20 protein-coding genes and 1 tRNA gene are annotated in these 23,238 nt (G+C 60.3%); 12 read left to right on the top strand and 9 right to left on the bottom strand.

The genetic code is table 11. The annotated features are described in order from the left end of the window. Positions 1 to 62 precede the first annotated feature (62 nt). A complete protein-coding gene (locus LAO20_17570) occupies positions 63 to 1,289 on the bottom strand; it encodes a DUF5666 domain-containing protein (GenBank protein ID MBZ5533242.1) in 1,227 nt (408 codons plus the stop codon). 271 nt (positions 1,290 to 1,560) lie between these two features. Here LAO20_17570 and LAO20_17575 point away from each other — a divergent pair, with 271 nt between their 5' ends. The 3 genes from LAO20_17575 to LAO20_17585 all read left to right on the top strand — a co-directional run bounded on the left by LAO20_17575 (position 1,561) and on the right by LAO20_17585 (position 3,062). Further along, positions 1,561 to 1,992, top strand: coding sequence for a DMT family transporter (locus LAO20_17575; protein ID MBZ5533243.1), 432 nt, complete (start codon positions 1,561 to 1,563; stop codon positions 1,990 to 1,992). Beyond that, entirely contained in the window at positions 1,989 to 2,381 is a 393-nt protein-coding gene (locus LAO20_17580; protein ID MBZ5533244.1) for a hypothetical protein, read from the top strand. Before LAO20_17575 ends, LAO20_17580 begins: the two co-directional genes overlap by 4 nt. A gap of 243 nt (positions 2,382 to 2,624) precedes the next feature. Further along, positions 2,625 to 3,062: a universal stress protein gene (locus LAO20_17585; GenBank protein MBZ5533245.1), complete on the top strand. Its 438-nt coding sequence runs from the start codon at positions 2,625 to 2,627 to the stop codon at positions 3,060 to 3,062. A 112-nt stretch (positions 3,063 to 3,174) separates the two neighbouring features. Here the strand turns inward: LAO20_17585 and LAO20_17590 are convergent, their stop codons facing one another. The 3 genes from LAO20_17590 to LAO20_17600 all read right to left on the bottom strand — a co-directional run bounded on the left by LAO20_17590 (position 3,175) and on the right by LAO20_17600 (position 5,190). Continuing rightward, complete coding sequence (locus LAO20_17590; GenBank protein MBZ5533246.1) at positions 3,175 to 3,408, bottom strand: hypothetical protein; 234 nt, start codon at positions 3,406 to 3,408, stop codon at positions 3,175 to 3,177. Between the two features lie 388 nt (positions 3,409 to 3,796). Beyond that, positions 3,797 to 4,381, bottom strand: a complete 585-nt coding sequence (locus LAO20_17595) for a hypothetical protein (GenBank protein ID MBZ5533247.1) — start codon at positions 4,379 to 4,381, stop codon at positions 3,797 to 3,799. Positions 4,382 to 4,428: 47 nt separating this feature from the next. After that, positions 4,429 to 5,190: a hypothetical protein gene (locus LAO20_17600; protein ID MBZ5533248.1), complete on the bottom strand. Its 762-nt coding sequence runs from the start codon at positions 5,188 to 5,190 to the stop codon at positions 4,429 to 4,431. A gap of 372 nt (positions 5,191 to 5,562) precedes the next feature. Between LAO20_17600 and LAO20_17605 the strand changes: the two genes are divergently transcribed. The 3 genes from LAO20_17605 to LAO20_17615 all read left to right on the top strand — a co-directional run bounded on the left by LAO20_17605 (position 5,563) and on the right by LAO20_17615 (position 7,328). Next, complete coding sequence (locus tag LAO20_17605) at positions 5,563 to 5,925, top strand: hypothetical protein (protein ID MBZ5533249.1); 363 nt, start codon at positions 5,563 to 5,565, stop codon at positions 5,923 to 5,925. 196 nt (positions 5,926 to 6,121) lie between these two features. Continuing rightward, positions 6,122 to 6,208, top strand: a tRNA-Leu gene (locus tag LAO20_17610). Positions 6,209 to 6,512: 304 nt separating this feature from the next. Beyond that, on the top strand, positions 6,513 to 7,328 hold the full coding sequence (locus LAO20_17615; GenBank protein MBZ5533250.1) for a hypothetical protein: 816 nt from the start codon (positions 6,513 to 6,515) through the stop codon (positions 7,326 to 7,328). On the opposite strand, the gene LAO20_17620 is transcribed toward LAO20_17615, so the two are convergent. Beyond that, on the bottom strand, positions 7,304 to 7,651 hold the full coding sequence (locus LAO20_17620; GenBank protein ID MBZ5533251.1) for a hypothetical protein: 348 nt from the start codon (positions 7,649 to 7,651) through the stop codon (positions 7,304 to 7,306). The genes LAO20_17615 and LAO20_17620 overlap by 25 nt on opposite strands. A 215-nt stretch (positions 7,652 to 7,866) precedes the next feature. Beyond that, positions 7,867 to 8,751, bottom strand: a complete 885-nt coding sequence (locus LAO20_17625) for a sel1 repeat family protein (GenBank protein MBZ5533252.1) — start codon at positions 8,749 to 8,751, stop codon at positions 7,867 to 7,869. A gap of 171 nt (positions 8,752 to 8,922) precedes the next feature. Here LAO20_17625 and LAO20_17630 point away from each other — a divergent pair, with 171 nt between their 5' ends. Next, a complete protein-coding gene (locus tag LAO20_17630; protein ID MBZ5533253.1) occupies positions 8,923 to 10,104 on the top strand; it encodes an NAD(P)/FAD-dependent oxidoreductase in 1,182 nt (393 codons plus the stop codon). A 101-nt stretch (positions 10,105 to 10,205) separates the two neighbouring features. Here the strand turns inward: LAO20_17630 and LAO20_17635 are convergent, their stop codons facing one another. The 3 genes from LAO20_17635 to trxA form a co-directional block, all read right to left on the bottom strand. After that, positions 10,206 to 12,002 (bottom strand): glycosyltransferase family 39 protein, encoded by a 1,797-nt coding sequence (locus tag LAO20_17635; protein MBZ5533254.1) that lies wholly within the window; start codon positions 12,000 to 12,002, stop codon positions 10,206 to 10,208. 50 nt (positions 12,003 to 12,052) lie between these two features. After that, positions 12,053 to 13,975: an asparagine synthase (glutamine-hydrolyzing) gene (gene asnB, locus LAO20_17640; protein ID MBZ5533255.1), complete on the bottom strand. Its 1,923-nt coding sequence runs from the start codon at positions 13,973 to 13,975 to the stop codon at positions 12,053 to 12,055. A 451-nt stretch (positions 13,976 to 14,426) separates the two neighbouring features. Continuing rightward, positions 14,427 to 14,762, bottom strand: coding sequence for a thioredoxin (gene trxA / locus LAO20_17645; protein MBZ5533256.1), 336 nt, complete (start codon positions 14,760 to 14,762; stop codon positions 14,427 to 14,429). Positions 14,763 to 15,161: 399 nt separating this feature from the next. On the opposite strand from trxA, the gene LAO20_17650 reads away from it, so the two are divergent. The 5 genes from LAO20_17650 (at position 15,162) to LAO20_17670 (ending at position 22,936) form a co-directional block, all read left to right on the top strand. Beyond that, a complete protein-coding gene (locus LAO20_17650) occupies positions 15,162 to 15,722 on the top strand; it encodes a hypothetical protein (protein ID MBZ5533257.1) in 561 nt (186 codons plus the stop codon). 212 nt (positions 15,723 to 15,934) lie between these two features. Continuing rightward, positions 15,935 to 18,424 (top strand): 2-oxoglutarate dehydrogenase E1 component, encoded by a 2,490-nt coding sequence (locus tag LAO20_17655; GenBank protein ID MBZ5533258.1) that lies wholly within the window; start codon positions 15,935 to 15,937, stop codon positions 18,422 to 18,424. An 81-nt stretch (positions 18,425 to 18,505) separates the two neighbouring features. Next, the gene (locus LAO20_17660) at positions 18,506 to 19,126 is read left to right on the top strand and encodes a superoxide dismutase (GenBank protein MBZ5533259.1); all 621 of its coding nucleotides are present in this window, start codon (positions 18,506 to 18,508) and stop codon (positions 19,124 to 19,126) included. Positions 19,127 to 19,376: 250 nt separating this feature from the next. Next, positions 19,377 to 20,150 carry an outer membrane beta-barrel protein gene (locus LAO20_17665; GenBank protein ID MBZ5533260.1) on the top strand — a complete coding sequence of 258 codons (774 nt, stop codon included), beginning with the start codon at positions 19,377 to 19,379 and terminating at the stop codon, positions 20,148 to 20,150. Positions 20,151 to 20,353: 203 nt separating this feature from the next. After that, positions 20,354 to 22,936, top strand: a complete 2,583-nt coding sequence (locus LAO20_17670; protein ID MBZ5533261.1) for an ABC transporter permease — start codon at positions 20,354 to 20,356, stop codon at positions 22,934 to 22,936. Positions 22,937 to 23,238 lie beyond the last annotated feature (302 nt).

A 23,238-nucleotide genomic window follows, 5' to 3' on the forward strand; every position in this document is an offset into this window, starting at 1 on the left:
TTGCGTTTTTCTGCGCATGTTTGCTGCGGCTCGCAATGCTCGCGGACATGCAATGGGTTCGCTCATTGCGGCCCGCCTTCTCCGCCCGGGCTGGATAGGTTCCATCCGGAGAGCAGTTGCGCCGCGCCGGTAATGCTGGGTGACGCCGTCAGGATCGGCTCCACGCCGCTGAGCAGGGTAATCGCCGTGACCTCAGAGTTTCCCGTACCCGGAGTGGAAACGATCATCACCGCTTCTTCTTTTTGCAAGTCAGCCAGCGTGACTGCGGGAAGCCGGCTCACCATCTGTCCGAAGTCCGGGGTCCCGCGACGACCACCGCCCTGTCCTCCGCCTGCTTGTCCGGGTGCGCCTTGCGCGCCGCCCGGTCCACCGGCAGCATTGCCACCGGCTGAGGCGGCAGCCGCCTGGGCCGCTTCCGGCGACTTTAAGAAGAACGCGATCATCTGCGCCATTTGCACCGGAAGTTTGCGCATCTGCGATTCGCCCGTCAGCTTCACCACAACCGTCTTCTTGCCCAAGATGTCTTTGATGGTGATGGTGTTGTTGGGCGCGTCAATCGCGGTGATGGTCCCGGCGATGTTGCGGAAGGTGCCGGAGATCACTTCGTCGGCCGCCAGTTCTTTGCCGTCCGCGCTGCGCGTGCCGCGCGCGCGCAACTGGTCGCCGGACTTGATCTCAGCGAACCCGCTCTTCTGCGCCTCAGAGAACTTGATGGAGTTGGGAGCGTAGCGGCGGAACAAAGTGTCCTTGGAGGTCTTCACCGTAACTTTCAGCGTGGGATTCACGTCCACGGTGACCGTGCCCCCTGCGGCGTCCACGGCGGTGACGATGCCGCCGGTGCCGCGCTTCTGCCAGTCCTGCATCTCCTGCTGCTGCTTTTGGGCGACGTCGCCTTGCTTCATGACAACAATCGCCAGGGCGATCATGGAATCTGCGTTGTCACCGGGTTTACCGCGCACCAGCATGCGGTCGCCCACCTGGATTTCCTGCAAGGTCATCGGCGTAGCGGACTTCAAGTCTGTCTGTCCGGGCGCCATGCGCACCACGCGCGCGCCTTCCTGCACGGTGACGCTGACGTCGGGACCGGAGTCGGGTTTGAGGACAAGCTTCTGGCCGTCCATGGATTTGAGCGTACCGACTTTGCGAACCAACTGGCTGGCGGCCTGCTGATTGTCCTGCGATTGAGCGGCAGGAAGGGCCTGCGCCGATGGACACGTCAGGGTTGCTACGGCCAGCGCCCCCGCGAGGGCAAGCTTTACCGCCGGCTTTGGATGTGCACCTTGCATCATTCTCCTCAGATAGTTTCCTCAGATAGACTTACGATTTCGCACGGCCTTGTCTGCTGCTTGCCGCCCAAACGTGCCAGGGGGACAAGCGGGACAGGGGAATCCACAGTTTCCAAGCCGTTTTTGCTGCTGAACTTCTTCATCCGGCCTAATCGGCGGGCGGGGAAGACGCTGTTGCTCCTCTATCATCTCAAAAGACGCCTAAATTGGCTAAAGATCACGGTAAAAGTCCTGTAAAAAGGAAGCCATGAATAATACACGCCACGTCAACACCATGAATGCCCGGCGCTACCTGGTCCTTCTGGTGGTTGTGCTGGGCAGCACTCTGGGTGACGTTTTTCTTTCCCGCGGCATGAAGCAGATCGGCCACATCACCATGTCGAACTGGCGCGATCTCACGCTGGCCATCACCAACCCCTGGGTCGTTCTGGGGACCCTGCTGCTGATCGCCTTCTTTGCCTCGTACCTCTCGGCGCTTTCCTGGGCGGATTTGTCTTACATCATGCTGATTACGGCGTTCGGCAACGTGCTCACGGCGCTGCTGGCAAAGTTCATGCTGCACGAGCACATTCCGTTCACCCGCTGGACGGGAATCCTGCTCATCACCTTTGGCGTGAGCTTTGTGGGACGCGGCCCATCGCTCACGGTGTCCGATGAACCAACCGGTGAGCCGGCCGGCGCCGCGTCCGGAGGGAGCAAGCCATGAGCGCTTACCACCATCTGGCCGACTTCCTGTTTATTGTTTTGCTGGTGGCCTTCACCACCTTTGGAGATTTGTTGATGGCCCGCGCCATGCGCCAGGTCGGCGACGTGGATTTGCTCCGCAAACAGTCAGGGTTCTTCGGCGTAGTCCGCGCCGTCCTGTCCAAGATGTCTTTTTATGGCGCGATGCTTTGCATGACGGCCAGTTTTTTCAGCTTGCTGGTCGCCCTTTCACTGATTGATCTCAGCATTGTGATTCCGGCGTCCTCCTCGCTGACTTTTCTGTCCACCCTGATTGGCGCCAAGTTTTTTCTGAGGGAGCATGTTGACCGGCGGCGCTGGATTGCCGGCGCGGTGGTGACCTGTGGAATCATATTGCTGGCCATGGAATAAATCGCGGCAGCAGATACCGCGGTTTCGAGCCCGGCACAGATCACGCGCATGGATGATGGCCGTCACATCCTTGGAAGGTCAAAAACATCAATGATGGATGTTGAGAACTCTGGCTCAATTCTTACCTCTTCAATTCTTACCGCTCATTTCATTTCAGGCCAGATAAGTCCCGCTGTTAAGAAGAGGCCGCATTCCTGCCGGCGCCAACCGGCGAAAGACGTCGGCCGAAGGAGGACGAGAGCAATGTACAAGAACATCCTAATTCCAACAGACGGCTCGGCGCTGTCCGGAACAGCGATCCAGGACGGTATCGCCATGGCCAAAGCGATGGGCGCGAAGATTACCGTGCTCACAACCTGGGCGCCATTCCATACTTTTTCCTTCGACTCGGCGATGCTCGAAGATACGCTGCCGCAATACAACCAGCAGATGAAGGAGAAAGCGGTGAAGACCCTGGCCGCCGCCGCCAACGCGGCAAAAGCCGCCGGGGTGGCCTGCGACACCGTGCAACTGGAACACGAGCATCCCTACCAGGCCATTATTGATACGGCCAAGCAAAAAGGCTGCGACCTGGTGGTGATGGCTTCGCACGGCCGCCGCGGTGTCTCGGCGCTGGTGCTGGGCAGCGAGACCGTCAAGGTGCTCACGCACTCCAAGGTGCCGGTTTTGGTCCATCGCTGAAAGTATTGCGGGGCAACCGCGGAACGATGCAACGGCGCAGAATGATCGGAGGACGGCAAACCAGCCGGCGGTGTGCAATTTTCATGGCGTCTATCGCGCGCCGAAGTTTGAACTAGGTTTCCGGTTTTCTGCCCGGCCCCTTGATCTTCAGATGTCCCTTGCCCAGTTCGATGAGGAAGGTCCGCATCTCGTCTTCGTCCAACGACCGTTCTGTTCCCCGGTCAACCGCCCGCAGGAAGCTGCCCTCGGTGGTCATGCAGGCCATGGCCTGGGCGATGCTCTCATGCCGGTGCCCGCAGCGTTGCAGGCCCTGGGATGCAATCCAGCACGCGACGTAGTAAAGCACAGTTTCTCCTGCAGCCCATGGGCGGTGGCTGGGCTTCCCGCGTTGACTTTCCCGCGTTGGCCGAGTGAGGCGCAAAAAACCGGGGCCGTACTCGTGATTACGGCCCCGGAGAGCGCAGTCTACTCAGTCGATGTCAGCGGGATTCGCTCAATTAGAAAGCTCTAACAAACATCAATGGGACGGATGGAGATGCGGGCCGCGTGCTTCGTGGGGTGTACGGCCCGCCCTGGCTCCCTCTGCCCCGATGGAGGTCAGTCCGCCGCTCAAACTACATTGTCCACGCCATCATGTCAAGATAAAAGTACACGCCATCATGCCAACACAAAACAGAGGCCAACGGGTCACCGGGCGGCAGCTTGTCCGGAAAACGTAAATTGGGAGGGGTCGCTTACAGGGTTTCAGCCAGCTTTTGGGGGCAATCGCCGCCGCAGGCCAGCGCCAGTTGGGCCGCGGCCTGGCGGATCTGCTCGTAGCACTCCAGCAGATCGAAGGAGTCAATCCGGCGCAGGCGCGAGATCCACGGGGCCCGGGCGCCGGGCAGCATCATCAGTTGCAGGTACCACAGGTCCAATTGCAGTTGGATCCAAAAACCCGCAATGCGGAATTCCGCGCAATGCCGGAACAGCGTTTCGGCCGCCTCATGGACGTCGCCATCCAAGGTGTGGCGCGAGCGCCGCATCTCGTAGCCGGCCCACTCCTGCAGGATGGCGGCGTTGTGCATGCAGCAGCCCAGCTTTTCCCGCAACAGGCGTATGCGGTTGAGCTGCGCTTTGCCGAATTGCGCTGGGCCCAGGGCCAGCTCCATGTGCTCTTCGTCGCGGGGGTCGAGCAGGCTTTCCATCTCCGCCAGGCCGGCGTTGCGCAGGTAAGGCGCAACCTGGTCGGCGCTGCGGTTGGGGAAGCTGAACAGGCGCCGGACGTAGACCAGGATGGGGACCGCGAGCAGCAGCGCGAGAATCGAACCAAGGATCATCGTCTATCTTTTTCTCTGTTTCTATCTCTTACCTTTAATGTCTGCTTCTATCGTCTTTTTCGACCCGCGAGGATGCTTTTCAACACTCGCGTGGTTTGCTGGATCTCTTCCCAGGCCTGCGCCGGAGTAATCGCCTGGGTCCACTGCGGCTCGGCGTCCGGCGGTCGGAGGAAAGTATCCAGCCACAATATCTCGGCCAATATGTATGCCACGGGAGGCCCGTACTTGACCAGGAGGGCGAATCTTGTTCCGAATTCAGAACGCAGGGCGAAGGCCATCCCCGCCAAAGCCACCACGGCGAAGCCTTCCACAATGCCCCAGGGATAGTTCCGGCGGCGGACATTGAAAAGCCACTGCACTCCTAAGAAAAGGAGAAAGATGCCCGCCTGGATCACGTTGATGGCGATTTCGCAGGAGAGAATAAAGCTGATTACACGGTCGGCTTGCGCCGGAGGGTGGCGGACTGTATAGGCGACGGCGATGGCCCCCACGAGTGTGGCCGCGACGGGGAAGAGCAGCCAGAACCAGCGATAAACTTGGAAGAACGCACGGAAGACCCGGGAAAAAGCCTCATGTAGGGCCAGCAGGGCCAGGATCGTATAGAGGATTTCGAACGCCCAAAACAGGTAGAAATACGCGAACTCGTCATGAAGCACTGCCAGCTTGATGATGTCACCGATTATCAAAGCGGCTATGTAGGCGGAGAAGAAAGGGAATTCCGCGAAGAGCCGACGCCACAAAAGGACCACGCCAAGGCAAAGGTTCAGGGCCAAAGCTATGAGCAGCAGAAGGATGTCTGTTTTTGCCATTGTCTGTGAGTGGCCAGATTAAACCAGCCACTCACCGGGGACAACCTACCTGTTAGCGCAAGGCTTGCCAGGGACGCATAGCGGAACCGGCCCGTCCGCCCAAACAGTTGTTGAGGTGCAGGCCAAAACCAGGAACCCCACTGCGATGATCTTGATGATGGTTCTTTTCATTTGCTTGTCTCCTTCTGCAGGTGGATTGATCGTGCAATCGTTCAAAAGACTTCAGCGCGAGGGCTGATTTAGCAGGGAGCATAGCTGGTTTCCTCCGCTAAAGCCCATGGAAATCAGCGTCCTTAGGTTTTTGAAATGGACAGCGGAAGGCCGTTGGGCCGGCTCCGGGCTTTGCTAAAATACGCATTTCACGGCCCCATTATGAGCGATTGGAAACGGCAACAGGGAATCACGGCCAGTCACGACTCCTCCAGCGTGGTGGTGACCAAGTACACCGTCTCGGTGGAGACCGCCAAGGAGGTCAAGAAGGCGGGCTCGGTCTACGGATCGCAAGGCCGGGCGTTGCAGGTGGCCACGGAGATGCTCATCCGTATGGAGAACCCGCCGCCTGCCAAAGCCGAGTCGCGCCGGGAACCGCCGGCCTTGGTGCGCATCAGCCTGCGCCTGCACAAACGCACCTACGAGCTGATTCGCAGCCTGTCACGGGTGAAATACAACGGCGATCCGGGACAGGTGGTGTCGGCGTGCGTGAAAGTGCTGAAGATGAAGAGGATCAAGCTGTAGGGCCTTTACCACAGAGGACACAGAGAAACACAGAGGCGGAACAGCACACCGCTGATGAACGCTGATGACGCTGATCGGAAGCGAAGCAAAGGACCAAGCACACAGCCGAGGGCGGCTGGGCCACACGGGCTTGAGTGAGTGGCAGCATTTTGGCTGGCTGTGCGATACTGAAACTGCTTTTTCACCTGCCCACCGAGCCGGGATGGCGGAACTGGCAGACGCAGCGGACTCAAAATCCGCCGACCTTCGGGTCTTGGGGGTTCGACTCCCCCTCCCGGCACCATATCCTTGTCGCTCCGCTCCACACCGCCGCTGAGCGTTGTTCCTTCGCCGCCTGATACGCGCTTGTAGCAACGGGCTCGGCACGCTAGTCGGCCTCGCCCTTAATCCTGCTGCGCCGCGACACACCGCGGGCGAGTATCGAATCTGCAAGGGCCATTCGGACCTGTTGCAGCGGGCTCCGCTCCACACCGCTGGCGAGTATCGTTCCTTCTTTGACTACTACGCGCCTGACATAACGGGCTCGGCACGCTAGTTGGCCTCGCCCTAAAGCCGCCGGTCCCGTCGGCGATTGTTATCATGAAGCCGTGGTTCGCCGCCTATCACCGCGACTGCTGTTGTTCGTGATCATCGTGGCCGTGGTTCCTGCGTACGGTCAGGGCGGTCCGCCGCTGCGCACTGACGATCCCGGCACTCCCGGCAACGGCAACTGGGAAATCAACATTGGCCTCACCACCGACCGCCGTGCTGACCTGCGCCAGTTTGAAGCTCCCATCGTGGACGTCAACTACGGCCTGGGCGAACGCATCCAGCTCAAGTTTGAGATTCCCTTCCTCATCGAAGGCGTCAATTCCGCGGCCACCCGCAGCGGGCTGGGTAACTCGCTCATGGGAGTGAAGTGGCGCTTTTATGAGGACAAGAAGCGCGAGTTTTCTCTGTCCACTTACCCGCAATTCGAATTCAACAATCCAACCCACTCGCTTGACCGCGGACTGGTGGACCGCGGACAGAGGCTCCTGCTTCCCCTGGAAGTCACCAAGAAGATTGGCCCGGTGGACGCGAACGGTGAAGTGGGCTATCGTTTCGCGCAGGTCGGGCCTGACGACTGGTTCGTCGGCCTGGCCTTCGGCCAACAGTTGACGCCGCGCGTGGAGCTTCTGGCGGAACTCTATCGGACGGCCGAAATCCGCGGCGCGGAACACGAATCCACTTTCGGCTTTGGCAGCCGGGTGAAACTCAGCAAGAACTTCGTGCTCATCTCCATGGCCGGACGCAGCTTCAGCGGCCCTGCCAGCGGCCAGCCGCAGCTGATTGGATATTTGGGAGTGCAGGTCCTGCTCTCCGGCCACGGGCATTCAGGCGCAAGCGACGACCGCCACTACCTGCGAACCACGGCCAGGTAAATCAACAGCGCGGTTAGCACGGCGTTCCACACCAGCAGCGCGATCACCCACAGGCTGGCGCCTTTCCACTTGCGGGCAAATTCGTTTTGTGTAGATTCAAGCTCCTGTTCGGCGGCGGCGGCGCGGGTCTCAGCGGCGGTAACCCGCCGTTCCAGCGACGCCAGCAAGCTGGCCAGGTCTTCATTGCTGGGCGCGACGATCTCTCCGGCGCTTCGCGTGCCTATGCGGTCCTTGGCCGCGTTGACCACGGCTTTGGTCACGTGCGGCGCGGCATGCGGCGCCACCGCTTTGACAATCTCGAAGAGTACGCTCCACAAGCCCATAGGGTGACCAATTTCAGGCGGCCAGTTGCAGATGCCCGCGAATCCCAAGAATCAAGAAGTAGTTGTAGGACGATTCTAGCCTTAGTTGCGAGGGTTCGCCGCACTAATTCCAGTCGCAAACCATTCACGGTCCTGTGTCAGTGTTCGCGATTGGTCTGCTTTGACTTTGATCCGCGTTCATCCGCGAAAATCCGCGGTAGGCTTCTGCTCGGCGGTCATCGCCCATGCTGCGCCAGCCAGGTTGCCGCGTCGGCTTGGATGGCAGAGGCCTGCTCCGCGCTCAGGAGCTTCCGCACTTGCGCCTGGCCGGCCTGGGCTTTCGCCTTGTGCTCTTTTTCGCCGCGCTCAGCCGCAATTGTGAACCATTTGTAGGCCTGGGCATCGTCCCGCTGGACGCCTTCGCCGTCGCGCAGCAAGGCGGCGTATTCCAGTTGGGCGGGGACCAGTCCCCAGTCGGCGGCTTTGGCCATCCAGTCCGCAGCTTTCCTGGAATCCTGCGCCACGCCCTGGCCCAACTTGTACATCAATCCCACGTGATACTGCGCGTTCGGACTGCCGGACTCCGCCTGCGGACGCAGCAACTCCATGGCCTTGCCGTAATCCTGGGCGACGCCTAGGCCCTGGTAATACATGATTCCCAGGCTCTCTTTGGCGCTGCCCATGCCCTGCTTGGCGGCCAACTCAAACAAGCGGACGGCCTCCGGCAGGTCCTGCGGGACGCCCGCGCCGTCGCGATAGAGCTGCGCCAGCATGAACTGGGCCACGTCATGGCCCTGGCGCGCCGGGCCGGCAAACCAGCGCGCGGCTTCCGCGTCATTGCGGGGGACGCCCAGGCCCAGGTGATACATGGCGCCCAGGTTAATCTGCGCGGGCGCATAGCCTTTGTCCGCCGCCAGCCGGTAGCAGCGGACGGCCTGGACGTGGTCCTGGGACATGCCGTTGCCGATGCGATAGAAATCGCCCAGATGCGTGAGCGCCACCACGTCGCCTTTTTCGGCAGCGGCGCGGACTTGCTCTACGGATTCCTGGGCGCGCAGCGCAGGCGTTGGTGTGACGATGACGGCCACGGCAAACATGATCGCCGCAAGCGCGGTCACCATAAGAAAGCGCCGGGTCGGCAGTAGTCCGGCGTGCTTGCGTTTCGTGTGCTGGGGTTGGCGCCGCACTGGCTGAGTTCCGCTAATAGTGTAGGCTACCGGAAGAATGTCCGCGAAAGCTGGGCGGAGAAAGCTGCGGACCGCTTCTATTTTCCCCAATGCCTTTTTTTCCATATGCGACAGGATTTTGACGTCATCATTCTCGGCGCCGGTGCCGCGGGGCTCATGTGCGCCATCGAAGCCGGCAAACGCCGCCGGCGTGTGGCCGTGCTGGAGCGCGCGGAGCGCATCGGCAAGAAGGTCCTTATCTCCGGCGGTGGGCGCTGCAACTTTGCTAATCTGCATTGCCGTCCGGAGAACTTTCTTTCGGAGAACCCGCATTTTGCCAAGTCGGCGCTGGCCCGTTACACGCCAGCCGACTTCATCGCCCTGGTGAAGAAGCACCGCATTCAATTCCACGAAAAAACGCTGGGCCAGCTTTTCTGCGACCACTCCGCCCATGACATCCTGAGCATGCTGGAAGCGGAATGCCGGTCCGCCGGGGTGAAGATCTTCACCCATATCAAGGTGGAAGGCGTTGAGCGCGACGGCGCAGGATTTACCGTCCATGCCGGCGACGCCGAATTCCGCGGGTCCGCGCTGGTGGTGGCCACCGGCGGCCTGTCCATCCCCAAGATGGGCGCGACGGCTTTCGGTTACGACCTGGCGCGGCACTTTGGACTCAAGATCGTGCCGACGCGGCCGGCCTTGGTGCCTTTGGTTTTCACCGAGAAAGACCGCCGCAATTATTGCGATCTCTCGGGCGTGTCCGCTGAGGTGATTGCTTCTATCGGGCGGCAGAGCTTTCGCGAGAAGATGCTGATTACCCATCGCGGGCTGAGCGGCCCGGCGATTTTGCAGATTTCGTCTTATTGGAAAACCGCGCTAGAGATTTCTATTGATTTAGCGCCTGGAGGCGACACGTACCGCGATCTGCTCCGGGCCAACGCCCGCCGCGATTTGAACGCCGCCAAGGCCGCGTTGCGTACGGTGTTGCCGCAGCGCCTGGCCGACCGCTGGCTGGACCTGCACGCGACCCAGAACCAGATGAAGACTTGGACGAACCACGGCATCACCGAGCTTGAGCGCAAGACGCACCACTGGCAGGTGGTCCCGGAAGGCACGGAAGGCTACGCCAAGGCTGAAGTCACCGCCGGCGGCGTGGACACCAACGAACTCTCGGCGCAAACCATGGAGAGCCGCAACGTGCCGGGACTGTTCTTCATCGGCGAAGTGGTGGACGTCACCGGACACCTGGGCGGCTTCAATTTTCAGTGGGCTTGGGCGTCAGGGTTTTGTGCTGGGCAAGCGGTGTAAGTTCTGCGCGATGCCAATCTTAAATTTGGCCATTACTCGGAGAGGTGGCCCCCCCCAAACCCAGAATCTCACCGCAGAGGACGCAGAGGTCGCAAAGGAAATTACGGAAGCTTGTGGTTGGTCAGCAGAAAATTCCCGCCATTCTCTTTCACCACGTGCAGGTTCGGCTTGCCCACGAGCGCTTCCAGGCGAGGCAGCTCCGAGCCATAGATCAGCAGGTAGCAGCGGCCCGGCTCATTCCACAGCGCCGCAAACTTCTGGTCGTCAATGAATACTTGCGGCGCGCCTGGAGCGTAAGACCCGTACTCCAGGTTATTTACGCGGCCGTTCAGCAATAACGCCGAGCGGTTGGTATAGAAGAAGACGGACGAGAAAGCGTAGTAGGCGTCGGCTTCGATCAATTGTCCCGGCGGGCTTTGTTTCAAGCTTGTGGCCAGCGCGTACGATCCCAAATAAGGATCAAACCTCACCAGCGCGACGCGCGCTGCTTGAAAGAAGAGGACCATCCCCGCGCATATGGCCAGGACCGTAACGCGAGTGTTGTTGCGGGCCAGCACCAACGCCAAGGCAATTCCGCCGAAGGCAACCGCCGCCAGCACGAGCGGCAGCTTGAGGTAAGCGAACGAGTTCAGCGTGAGGTCGCCCATGTGGCCGAGGGACAGTGTGTACAGCTCGGGGTGCTGGCTGAGGGCTTGCGAGATGTCTCCCGGCGTGGGAAGACTCCAGACTTTCACCAGCACCAGGCAGATCGCGGCGAAGGCCAGCGTGGCCACCGAGAAAAGCGTCCACGTCCCAGCGCGGAGGAGTTTTTCTGTCAGGCTTTTTTTAGAAGGGCTTTTTGGGGACAAGCTTTTTTCAGCCGAGCTCTTATCGGCCAGCCCTGTTTCAGACAGGCCCGACTTCCCCGACGCCAGCGCCGAGCCGATCAACAGCGCCACCGCCGGATAAATCGGCATGGAGTAATACTCCTGCGTGGTGGAGAAAGTGAAGAAGAGCATCACTACGGCGATCCAGCAGACGGCCATCAGGCGTGCGCGCGCTGCGCGCGAATTCTGCCGATACTCCAGTTTCAGCGTGCCCGGCAGATACACCGACCAGGGAAATAGCCAGGCCAGGTTGAACAGCCAGAACCACAGTCGCGGGACGGTGTTGTAGTCGCGCGGGTAGCGCAGGTTGAGGAAGCGCAGCAGATGTTCGTTGAAGAAATAAAACCAGAAGAAGCCGCGATACTCGCCCGGGCCGCTGTGCATGGAAAACGCAAAGTACGGCGGGTTGGCGCGCATGGCCAGCACATGCCACGGGACGGCGATGACCAGCGCCACGCCGATCACCGTGAGCACGCGGAGCTTCCGCCAGGCTTCGAAACGGAGGAGTTGCCGCGTGACGGCCATGAACGCCAGTCCGGCGAGAATGGGAAACACAATGGCGATCAAGCCTTTGAGCAGCAGGCCCAGGCCAAAGCAAACTCCCATGATCAACGCCCAGCGCCGCGGATGCGCGTCATCCGAATCTCCATCCGGTTCCAGAAGACGCAGCCAGGCCCAGACGGCGCCGGTGATGGTCAGCGTGACCATGGCGTCAGGAATCAGGATGCGGGTAAAGAGATAAAGCCCGACGCACGTGGCCAGCGCCACGCCGGCGTAAAGGCCCCCGTCGTCGCCAAACGCCCAGCGTGCAAAGCGGTAAGTGACAAAGCAGAGAAGAACCACGGCCAAAGCCAGCGGCAATCGCGCGGCCCAATCGCGCACGCCAAACACGCGGTAGGACGCTGCCATGGTCCAGTAAACCAGGGGAGCTTTTTCCAGGTAGGCGACGCCGTCCAGCCGGGCGGTGACCCAGTCGCCGGACTCCAGCATGTTGCGGGCGATTTGCGCCTGCACGGCGTCCACGTCGTCCATCAGGCGCGGAGGGCTTAGGATGTTGAGCAGGAAGACCAGACTGGCAGCGGCTACAACGATCCAACCTGATCGAGGACTGGCGCTACGGCGTCCGCTTCCAGCAGGTCCTGCTCCGGCGCTTCGATCTTCCACTCTTTCATCCACAGAAACAGCACCATCAGTCCCCATAAGTGATATCCCAAGTTGGCCTTGCGCTCAAGGTGGTCATGGACCATGCGCTCCACGGCGCTCCAGCGGAACAGGCCGCTCGCGCGCACCGCTTCTTCTGAGAGTGTTTCTTCCAGCAGCGGACGCAGCACGCCGCGGAACCAGTCATGCACCGGAATGTCAAAGCCGATCTTGGGCCGGCGCATCACGTTGGGCGGCAGTTTGTCCTGCATCAATCTGCGCAGGACATATTTGGATTTTGAGCCGTGGAGCTTGAAGCGTTCGGGCAGGCGCGCGGCAAAGTCCACGATGCGCGGATCAAGAAATGGCGGCCGCGCTTCCAGCGAGTGGGCCATGGTCATGCGGTCCACTTTGTAGAGAATGTCGTCGGCCAGGTAGTAGCGTTGGTCAAAATTCAGGAACCGCTCAAGCCCGTTGCCGGCCGGCATCCCGGAAAGCAGGTGGGCCATGGGACCGGAATCGGCAAAGTGGAAGAATTGCTGCTTCTCGTCTTCGGTAAACGTCCCGTTCCAGAAAACGTGGGCCTGTTCCGGCGTGAGCAAAGAACCTTGCAGGAACCGCTTGAGCTTGTATTCGAAACTGATCTTGTCGTCGGACACCGGCAGGCGATTGGCGCAGGCCAGCGCCGCGTGGCGCAGACCGGCGGGGAAGCGGCGGGCCCAGGCGGCATAGCGATCGGCTTTGTAGGTGAGATAGCCGGCGAAAAGCTCGTCGGCGCCTTCGCCGGTCAGAATCACCGTGACTTGGCGTGTGGTCATCTCCGCCAGGAACCATGCGGGCAGCGCGCCGGCGTCGGCACTGGGCTCGTCAGAGTAGTACGCCATTTTGCGGATGGCGTCTTCCAGGTCTGCAGTTTCGTCCAGGTTCAGCTCTTCATGCACTGTGCCGAAATGGCGGGTGATCTCGCCGATGGACTCGCTCTCATCAAAAGAGCGGCCTTTGAACGTCATGGAGAAGGTGCGCAGGTTGCTGGCGCCGGTATGCGCGGCGTAACGCAGGATGGTGGAAGAATCCAGGCCACCGCTCAGCCAGATGCCGACGGGAACATCAGAAATCAGTTGCTCGCGGACGGACTTGATGAGCAGGTCGTCGAGCTGTTCGGTCGCTTCGTCCAGCGATTGCGGTGGGGGCTGTTCGGCGGTTTTCGGCAGGTAAGACCGCACTTGCATGCGGCCGCCATGCCACTCCAGCATGTGTCCGGGGAGCAGTTTGTGGATGCCTTCCACCAGCGTGTACGGCGCGGGCACGTAGTTCAGGCTGAGGAAACAGTTCAAGCCGGTCAGGCAGATCTTGCGGGGGATTTCCGGATGCGCGAAGAGACATTTCAATTCGGAAGCAAAATGGATTTCGCCGTCATGCAGGCAGTAGTACAGCGGCTTGATGCCCACGCGGTCGCGCGCCAGGATCAGCCGCTTCTCGGACTGCACCCAGACGGCGATGCCGAACATGCCACGCAACCGGGCAAAACATTCGGTGCCCCAATGCAGGAAGGCGTGGAGAACGACCTCGGTGTCGCAACGCGTTTCAAACTTTACCCCGAAGCCCTCCAACTCGCGGCGGATTTCATCGTGGTTGAAGATTTCGCCGTTGAAGACCACAACCACGTTGCCGTCCGGGCTGATCAAGGGCTGGTCGCCGCCGGCCAGGTCCAGAATACGCAGGCGTGTGGCGCCCAGAGAGATGGCTTCGCAAGTGAAATGGCCCTGATGGTCAGGCCCACGATGGACGAGCGCGTCCAGCGCGTCGCTCAGCACGCCGCGCGGGAGACGCTTGGAAACATGGGAGTACCCGAGAATGCCGCACATAGATGGTTTTCGTTTTTCCGGTAGAACCGAGACAGGATTTTTCTGCCCCAATGGACTTGCATCCATGACTGGTTCGCTGCGTGCGGCGAACTCCCAGTCACCCTATACTTGAATGAATCCACTCTTAAAGTTTGCTGGCTTGGGTGTGAATTATACCCGCCCAGAGGATTTTTCCAAGCTCAAAATAAAGAAATGTAAAGACGCTAAGCCCATGGTCTGCAAAGCTAAACCACGCGCAGTTTTCTCTTATGTCACTAAGAATACACTTGTTTACAGTTTGGTTGTACTGCGGAAGAGAAAAGCCTTGGTTGTTGTGAAGTGGCCTAACGCTCAACAATGGCATCGGAGAAGACTGCGACCGTCTTGAGCATGACGTGCACTGGTGTGCAACGTCTCAAAAGAGCAAGAGGCCCAGTTATCTGGGCCTCGCATTGGAACCCCGAAAACAGTCTTACTGGGTGACGTGCTTGTTGAGGGCTTTCTCAATGGTTTCCCGGTTGACCCAGCCCACAATCTGCTCCTGTACCTGGCCGTTCTTGAAGATCAACAGCGTGGGAATGCCGCGCACGCCGTAGCGCTGCGGGGTCACTGGACTGGAGTCCACGTCCATTTTGCCGACCTTCACCTTGCCTTGATACGCGGATGCCACTTCGTCCACGATAGGCGCCAGCGCTTTGCACGGGCCGCACCACGTGGCCCAGAAATCAACCATCACTGGCTGCTCGCTCTTGAGGACCATTTGATCAAAATTGCCATCTGTCACTTCCAGAATGCCTTGCGTTGCCATGAAAACTCCTACCCTTGTTTTGGATTCGCCCCTATGGGATGACGGAACTAATTGTGCGCTACCATCCTAGCAAACATTGGATGAAATCGCGCACTCCTAAGGTTCAACTCTCTTCTAAGCTCTTGAAGCGCAGGGAGATAATTCCGTCGCAGCGTCATCTTAGGGTCTTCAGGAAACGCTGCCAGTCCGGGCAGCTCCTATGTTACTAAAGTGACGTGGACGAGGGGACAGTACAGTACTAGACTCTCCCTCGGTGGTAAGGCAGTTCTGGGGGAGGGCTGCCTGGCGTCCTGCGATTCACTTCGCAGGACGCTTGTTTTTTGGGGCAAAGACCCATAAAAGCGATTGCCTGAATCGGCCTTGCCCGGTACCATCCATCGGCGCGTCAGGAGGTGGCGGGTGCCGGTCTACTCCAAGAACGACGGGAAGTGGGGTTGGGGGCCTCTGGTCGCCACGGTGGGGGTCGTCGGAGGATTTTTTCTGCTAGGAAACGTAGCCCATCTATACAAAAGAGCCACTGACCCCTTTTACGGCAAATGCGAGCAATACCGGACGATTACCGCGCGGCAGGACGTGCGCAATCCGTATCTGCGGGGGAAGGTAGTGGCGATCAACGCCAGCGACACGTCGCACGAAGATTTCGAGCTGCAAGAAGCATTGCCCGCCGATTTACGGGCCGCCCGTCCGGAGAATGTGGGTACCGTCGTGATCAGAGAATTCTATGCTGCTTATCGGGGGTACTACGCCCCCCGCAGTGGCCCTGACACGGGCAAGAATATGGGACCTGCAAATCGCCAGTGCTACAAGGTAAGCATCATAGATCTGTCCATTCGGAGCATCATCAAACAGCAGAACTTTTGCGGCGGCCTTCCACCTGAAAACTGCCCAAACGCTGACTGCGTTGGTTCTGAGCCGCTTTCCGACGTCGTGGCCTATCTCGTCGCCCTTCCGCGCAAATGAGCCTGGGCTCGTGTGGCACAGCCGCCATCGGCTGCACGGGCTTTCATCCGCCGGTCAGCTCCCTGGCCAGAGTTTGAGCAAATGACCCACTACCCTTTTGCCTTGGGCGGCGTGCCTGCGCTCTACGGTGTTATCCTGAATAGCTACGGACGTTGAGTTGTCCCCAGAGTGTTCTGTGCGTCCTGAATCGCCAAGGTTTGAAATCAGAAAAGATGAGTTTGCATAGCCCTGCATTGCCCAGTACCGACCAGCAATCTCCTTCCCAGCCTGCTGACCGCGAACGTGTATTCGACGCCTTCCGCCGCTGGGGATATATGGATGCCAGCCTGAACCCCTTCGGCGGGCCGATTGCCGACGGCTACCCGGAAATCCGCAATCTTCAAGGACCGGCGGCCGACGAAGCGCGCCGCATCTACTGCGCCACCATCGGCGCCGACTTCATGCATATGCCCCAGCGCGACCGCCGCGAGTGGGTGCAGGAGCAGATGGAAAATCCGGCGTCGCAGAATGTTGATCGCCGTTGGCTGGCTGAGCGCCTGATGCAAGCCGACCTGTTCGAGCAGATTCTGCAGACGCGCTATCTGGGCACCAAGCGCTATTCAGGCGAAGGCGCCACGGCGCAGATCCCGCTGTTGGACACCGTCCTGGAAACCGCGGCCGAGCTAGGCGCAACGCATTCCGTGCTGGCCATGAGCCATCGCGGACGGCTCACGGTGATGAGCCTGGTAGTGGGTATTGCGCCGGAAAACGTCTTTGCCGGATTTGAAGATGTTGATCCGCGCTCCGTGCTGGGCGGCGGCGACGTGAAATATCACAAAGGCGCCACCGGCTCCTTTGAAACCAGGAACGGAAAGTCGCTCCGCATGCATCTCGTTTCCAATCCCAGCCATCTGGAAGCGGTTGATCCGGTCGCTTTGGGCCGGACGCTGGCCAAACAGAAGCATGCCGGCCCCAACGGCGCCAAGGAGATCCTGCCCGTGATCCTGCATGGCGACGCAGCTTTCGCCGGCCAGGGCATCTGGGCGGAGACCCTGAATTTTTCCGGGCTCAAAGGTTTCAACGTAGGCGGATGCATCCACGTGATCGTGAACAACCTGATCGGGTTCACCACCACGCCCAAGGAACTGCATATGTCGCGGTTTTCCTCGGACCTCGCTAAACGCCAGCCGATTCCCATCTTCCACGTGAATGCGGAAGACCCAGAGGCTGTGCTGCGCGTGGCGAAGATGGCCGTCGAGTATCGCTACCGCTTCGGCAGTGACGTGGTGATAGACATGATCGGCTATCGCCGCCACGGTCACAGCGAAGTGGACGACCCCACCATCACCCAGCCGCTGCTCTACAAAATAATCAATGCCCACCGTCCGCTGTTTGAGATTTATGCGGAACAACACAGCATTGATCTTGCTGCAGCCATATCCAGCTTCCGGCAGCGGATTGACGCGGCGTATGACGCCGCGGCCGCCATGCAGAAGTCGCCGGTGCTGCGCAAGCTGCCGGAGTATTGGGACAAGTACGTCGGCGGGCGCTACCGCAAGGACTTTGAAGTTCCCACAGCCGTGAGCGAAGACACGCTCCACCAGATCACCGCCAGGCTCACGACATACCCTGAGGGGTTTGCCATCCATCCCAAGGTGAAGAAGCTGCTGGAGCAGCGGGAGAAGATGGGCAACGGCAAGCTGCCGCTGGATTACGGCATGGCGGAGGCGCTGGCCTTTGGCTCGCTGCTGCTGGAAGGCATTTCAGTCCGCTTGAGCGGCCAGGACGTGCGCCGCGGCACCTTCAACCACCGCCACTCCTTGCTGGTGGATACGGAAAACGAGCAGGAGTACGTGCCCCTGTGCCACCTCTCGCCCAACCAGGCGTGGTTTGAGGCGTACAACTCGATTCTTTCCGAAGCCGCGGTGCTGGGCTTTGAATACGGCTTCAGCCGCGACTGTCCCGACGGCCTCACGGTTTGGGAAGCCCAGTTCGGCGATTTTGCCAACGGCGCGCAGATCATCATTGACCAGTTCATCGTCGCCGGCGAAGACAAGTGGGGACTGCTTTCCGGCCTGGTCATGCTGCTGCCTCACGGTTATGAAGGCCAGGGCCCGGAGCATTCCAGCGGACGTATTGAGCGCTACCTGCAACTGGCGGCCAAAGACAATATCCAGGTCTGCCAGCCGTCCACCGCCGCGCAATACTTTCATCTGCTCCGCCGCCAGGCCCTGCGCACATGGCGCAAGCCGCTCATGGTGTTTACGCCCAAGGGCATGCTGCGCCATCCTGATGCCGCCAGCCCGCTGAGCGAGCTTACCGGCGGAAATTTCCAGACGGTGGTGCCTGACCGGGAAAACACCGGAGCGGAGCGTATCATTCTGTGTTCGGGCAAGATCGTTCATGAATTGCGCCGCGAACGCCAGCGCCGGGGCGAAAAGCGCACCGCCATCGTTGCGCTCGAACAGATTTATCCTTTTCCGGAAAGTGATCTGGAAGCCGCGCTGGCCCTGTATCCCAGTGCGCGCGAGTTTTTCTGGGTGCAGGAGGAGCCGGCCAACCAGGGCGCTCTGAATTTCCTGGTTCCGAGGCTGGAACGGCTCACGCGCGGTCAGCCGTTGCGTTCTGTAAAACGCTCGGCTTCGTCCAGTCCCAGCACCGGATCGCACACGGCGCATGAGCTGGAACAGAAGACTTTGCTGGAACTGGCGTTCGTCGGATGATTGACCGCCGGCGGCATCGCTGCAGCCGGATGGTTCATCCATAATAAGTTCAAAATTGAATATCGAGGAAAGGTGATTGCAATGGCTTACGAAGTTCCCCCCTTGCCGTACGCTTACAACGCTCTGGAACCGCACATTGACGAGCAAACCATGTACCTGCACCATGACAAGCACCACGCTGCCTATGTCGCCAAGCTGAACGGCGCGGTGGAAAAGTATCCTGACTTGGCCAAGAAAAGCGCGGAAGAACTTATCCGCAACCTGAGCGCGCTGCCGGAAGACGTGCGCGGCGTGGTCCGCAACAACGGTGGCGGCCACGTGAACCACACCATGTTCTGGCAGATCATGGGCCCCAAAGGAGGCAATCCCACCGGGGCCATTGCGGACGCCATCACCAAAAACTTCGGCGGCTTTGACGCCTTTAAGGAAAAGTTTGAGGCAGCGGGCGTCGGCCAGTTCGGCAGCGGCTGGGCCTGGCTGGTGAGCACCAAGTCCGGCGAATTGAAGATCACGTCTACGCCCAACCAGGACAACCCACTTTCCAACGGCGACTTCCCGGTCATGGGCAATGACGTCTGGGAGCACGCCTACTATCTCAAGTACCAGAACCGCCGCCCGGATTACCTCAAGGCCTGGTGGAACGTTGTGAACTGGGACGAAGTCAACAAACGCCTGGCCCAGGCCAGCGGGTTCTTCAAGTAACTCTTTCTTTCGTAAGACAAGAAACCGCTCTTCGGGGCGGTTTTTTTTATTTCTCCTAAACAATGTTTAGTAACGATGCAACCCTGAAGAACACTAAGTTGTTGCCGGGCATCCTAGTGTTGCCGCGAGGGGGCCCTCAGGTGCGCCCCCGATGTTTCGCCCTAGTGACACAAGAGGTTACAGGTTACGGAGGTTACTTTGGTGATTCCCGCGTCCAGTGTTATAACGCCAAGAGCGAGGTGAAAAAAGTTTGAAGTCACATAAGATTTTTGCGTTGAGCTTGATTGTCTTAACTCTGGGATTCTGCGCCTCAGCAATGGCCCAGGATTTTACAGGGTTCTATGTCGGCGGGACCGGAGGGGGCAACTTCGGCCACGCTCGTGTGGACACCAGCCCCATCTTCAGTCCGACCGGCTATTTCGCCACCACCAGTACGCCCGCAATCACCAATGCCAGCAACCAGGACATTAGTCCCAAAAAATATACCTTCGGCGGCCAGATAGGCTACAACCGTCAATGGAACAATTTTGTGTTTGGTGTGGAAGCTGATTTCAGCACCATGGGCATGGACAGCTCCGTGACCGCAACGCAGACGTATCCCTGCTGCGCGCCCACGGCGTTCACCGTCGTCCAAACCGCCAAGACCAACTGGATGTTCAATATCCGTCCCCGCACCGGCTTTGTGGTCGGCGGCAAGACGCTGTTTTACGGGACGGCGGGTGTGGCTTTCACCGGCGTGCAATACAGCGGGCTGTTTACTGACACGTTTGCAACTGCCCATGAAAATGCAAGTCTGGACCAGAACAAAGCGGGCTGGATCGTTGGTGGCGGTATTGAATACCGCCTGAACCACCACTGGTCAATCAAGGGCGAATACCTCTATGCTGGTTTCAGCCCAGGATCGGTGACCAGCACCAACCTGACAGCCTTTACACCACCCATCGCATTTCCCACCAACGTTTTCACCCACAGCATTGAAGTCAAAGCGCAGCTGCCCCGTGGCGGCGTGAACTTCAGGTTCTAAGCTGAAGGCGGGCGCCAAGCGCCAACCGTGTTGTTGGATGGGCCTTGAACAATGAAGATCAACCAACCTGGGCCGCCCTGCGGGGCGGCCTTTGTTGTTTGTACCGGCGGAATCTGACTGGTCTTGCGGGAAATCCGTTCATCGGCCTTTCGTTCCCTCCTTCCCTAGCGATGGTTGTGCGAAACTCTTAGCCTCAAATACCCATGCTGGAGTCTTTGTTCCAAGACGTGCGCTACGGAGCGCGGCTGCTGGCGAAGAAGCCGGGCTTTACCGCTGTTGCCGTGCTGACGCTGGCGCTGGGCATCGGCGCCAACACCGCGATCTTCTCCATCCTGGACCCGCTGCTGCTGCGCAAATTGCCGGTGCGCGCGCCCGACGAACTGGTGGTGCTCGATGCGGTAGGAGCCATCCACAAACGTGATGCCTGGCCCATCCTGGCGCTGGACCGTTTTCGCGACCTACGGGCCTTTGCCGGCGCGCTGGCGTTCGTGCCCATTGACTTTGACCGCCAGTCCGGCGACGGACGCACTTCCACCGTGCGCGCGGAATTGGTCTCCGGCGATTACTTCAGTCTTCTCGGCGTGCATCCCTACGCCGGACGCCTGCTCGAGCCCGATGACGATCGCGGCGCCTTCGGCAGCCAGGTGGCCGTGCTCAGCTTCAACTACTGGCAGCGCGAATATCATGGCGATCGCGCCATCATCGGCAAAATGGTCCCCGTCCACAACATGACGTATGTCGTCGCCGGCGTGGCGCCGCCGGAATTTTCCGGCATGGTGGTCGGCGAAGCCCCGGACTTCTATCTGCCGCTCAAAGCCGGCCGTCCGTTGCAAAGCTCCACGCCCTATGATCCCGGCGAGTGGGTGACCATCGTTGCCCGGCTGCGCCCCGGCGTTTCCCCGCAACAGGCGCAAGTGGCCATGGAACCCCTGCTGCCGCGCATTGCGGAAGACGCGGGTGTTCCCGAAGTCGAGCGCAAGCAGGCCATGGCCCACGCCGTTATCACGCCTGCGGCGCGCGGGCTCTCGCATCTGCGCGAACGCTTTTCCCTGCCGGCGCGCATCCTGATGGGCGTTGTGGGCCTGGTGTTGCTGATTGCCTGCTGCAACGTGGCCAACCTCTTGCTCGCGCAGGGAACGGAGCGCCGCCGTGAAATCATGGTGCGCACGGCCTTGGGCGCGGCGCGCTGGCGTACCGTCCGCCAGTTGGTCACCGAAAGCATGCTGCTCGCGGCAGCCGGCGCGCTGGCCGGGCTGGTGGTGGGCCGCGTAGCCAGCGGAATGCTGGTGGCGTCGCTGGCCACGGAGCGCTCTCATGCCACGCTCGCCGCCGGCCTGAGCGGCCGCGTCTTTCTCTTCGCCCTAACCATCACCGTGTTTACCGTCCTGATTTGCGGGCTGGTCCCCGCGCTCTCAGCTTCGCGCTTGAACCTGGGGCATGACCTCAAAGCTTCCGGCGCCGGCGGACGCCGCTTTGCTCACACTCGCCTGGCCTCTGCGCTGGTGCTGGGGCAGGTTGCGCTCTCCGTCACGCTTCTCGGCGCCGCGGGACTGTTGCTGCACAGCCTGGTGAATCTGGAAACCTTTGACGCCGGCTTCAACCGCGATCGCGTGGTGGTCCTGGAAATGAACGGCAATGCCCCCGGCGAGACGGCGGAACAGGTCAAGGCTTTCTATGACCGCCTGGTGCGGCGCGCCCAAGAGCTGCCCGGCGTGCAATCCGCCAGCCTCTCCACCTTCACGCCCATCAGCGGCCATGTACTGGGTATCAACTTGAACGTTGACGGCTACGTTCCCCAGCCCGGCGAGCAGACGCACGCGTTTTTTACCGCCGTCCGGCCAAAATATTTCGCGACGCTGGGCATTCCGCTCCTCCGCGGACGCGACTTTTCGGTCCACGACACGCCGGACTCGCCGCCGGTGGCCATCATCAACCAGACCATGGCACGGCATTTCTTCGGCGACCCAACCGTCCCGGAAAACAGCCCGCTCGGCAAGCGCTTCAAGTTTGTGGAAGGCTCGCGTCCGCCGATGGAGATCGTCGGCGTCGTAGGCGATTCCAAGTACAACGATCTTCGCGAAGCCACGCCAGACTTCTTCTATCTGGCTAGTTTGCAGTCGCAACCTCGTTCCACGATTCGCGCCACGTTAAGCGTGCGCGCGGCGGGAAGCGCCCGCGCGGCGGAAAATTCCAGTGCGGCGGGGAACGCGGGTGCTGCACGCAACGTGGGCACGGCGGGGAGTTCGAGCCCGTATGGGAAAGCGCGCGACGCCGGAGCCACTGCCGAGATGCTGGTCCGCCCCTTGCGCGACCTGGTGCGCCAGCTTGATCCCACGGTGAACGTCGCCAGCGTCAGGACGCTACGCCAGCAGGTGGATGAATCTCTGCGCCAGGACCGCCTGATCGCCACGCTGTGCGGGACCTTCAGCCTGCTGGCCCTGGGGCTGACCTGCGTCGGCCTCTTCGGACTGCTTTCCTTCTCCGTGGCCCGCCGCACCAATGAAATCGGCATCCGCATGGCCCTGGGCGCGCGCCGCCTGGACATCATGCGCCTGGTCGTGGGCCACGGCATGCGGCTGGTCTGCGTTGGACTTGCTCTGGGCGTGTTCGGGGCCCTGGCCGCGACTGCCCTGATCAAGAACCTGTTGTTCGGAGTGGGCCGCGCCGACCCCGCAACCTTCCTTGGCATCTGCGCGCTGCTGGCAATCGCGGCCTTAATCGCATGCTACGTCCCCGCCCGCCGCGCAACGTACGTCGATCCGCTGGTGGCGTTGCGGAACGAGTAGGCTTTGGCTTTTTCTTTGTTCCTAGCGCAGCGAGGAATCCCTATGGTTACGAGAATCGTGTGTCACGGCCATTCCTGCCGCGCTTTTCTGACTTGCCATTCCGAAAAAGTGAGGAACCTGCTTTTCCGATCACGGCGATGACGTGCGATGTCGCGCGATCACGGTTATCACCCGGTTGCCGGATCACCCGGCCTTCAATCAGTGTCATCAGCATTCATCAGCGGTAAGATTTTGCTTTTGACATGCCCTACCAAATCGTTGCGAGCCTTGCAACGCCCGTGTGGCACCGGCACTCCTGCCGG

Source organism: Terriglobia bacterium (assembly GCA_020072815.1).
Classification (GTDB): domain Bacteria; phylum Acidobacteriota; class Terriglobia; order Terriglobales; family Acidobacteriaceae; genus Angelobacter.

Excerpts from the sequence above, each read along its gene's own strand:
- LAO20_17570 (MBZ5533242.1), bottom strand. The coding sequence starts at position 1,289 with ATGATGCAAGGTGCACATCCAAAGCCGGCGGTAAAGCTTGCCCTCGCG.
- LAO20_17575 (MBZ5533243.1), top strand. The coding sequence starts at position 1,561 with ATGAATGCCCGGCGCTACCTGGTCCTTCTGGTGGTTGTGCTGGGCAGC.
- LAO20_17580 (MBZ5533244.1), top strand. The coding sequence starts at position 1,989 with ATGAGCGCTTACCACCATCTGGCCGACTTCCTGTTTATTGTTTTGCTG.
- LAO20_17585 (MBZ5533245.1), top strand. The coding sequence starts at position 2,625 with ATGTACAAGAACATCCTAATTCCAACAGACGGCTCGGCGCTGTCCGGA.
- LAO20_17595 (MBZ5533247.1), bottom strand. The coding sequence starts at position 4,381 with ATGATCCTTGGTTCGATTCTCGCGCTGCTGCTCGCGGTCCCCATCCTG.
- LAO20_17600 (MBZ5533248.1), bottom strand. The coding sequence starts at position 5,190 with ATGGCAAAAACAGACATCCTTCTGCTGCTCATAGCTTTGGCCCTGAAC.
- LAO20_17605 (MBZ5533249.1), top strand. The coding sequence starts at position 5,563 with ATGAGCGATTGGAAACGGCAACAGGGAATCACGGCCAGTCACGACTCC.
- LAO20_17620 (MBZ5533251.1), bottom strand. The coding sequence starts at position 7,651 with ATGGGCTTGTGGAGCGTACTCTTCGAGATTGTCAAAGCGGTGGCGCCG.
- LAO20_17625 (MBZ5533252.1), bottom strand. The coding sequence starts at position 8,751 with ATGGTGACCGCGCTTGCGGCGATCATGTTTGCCGTGGCCGTCATCGTC.
- LAO20_17630 (MBZ5533253.1), top strand. The coding sequence starts at position 8,923 with ATGCGACAGGATTTTGACGTCATCATTCTCGGCGCCGGTGCCGCGGGG.
- LAO20_17635 (MBZ5533254.1), bottom strand. The coding sequence starts at position 12,002 with ATGGACGACGTGGACGCCGTGCAGGCGCAAATCGCCCGCAACATGCTG.
- asnB (MBZ5533255.1), bottom strand. The coding sequence starts at position 13,975 with ATGTGCGGCATTCTCGGGTACTCCCATGTTTCCAAGCGTCTCCCGCGC.
- trxA (MBZ5533256.1), bottom strand. The coding sequence starts at position 14,762 with ATGGCAACGCAAGGCATTCTGGAAGTGACAGATGGCAATTTTGATCAA.
- LAO20_17655 (MBZ5533258.1), top strand. The coding sequence starts at position 15,935 with ATGAGTTTGCATAGCCCTGCATTGCCCAGTACCGACCAGCAATCTCCT.
- LAO20_17660 (MBZ5533259.1), top strand. The coding sequence starts at position 18,506 with ATGGCTTACGAAGTTCCCCCCTTGCCGTACGCTTACAACGCTCTGGAA.
- LAO20_17670 (MBZ5533261.1), top strand. The coding sequence starts at position 20,354 with ATGCTGGAGTCTTTGTTCCAAGACGTGCGCTACGGAGCGCGGCTGCTG.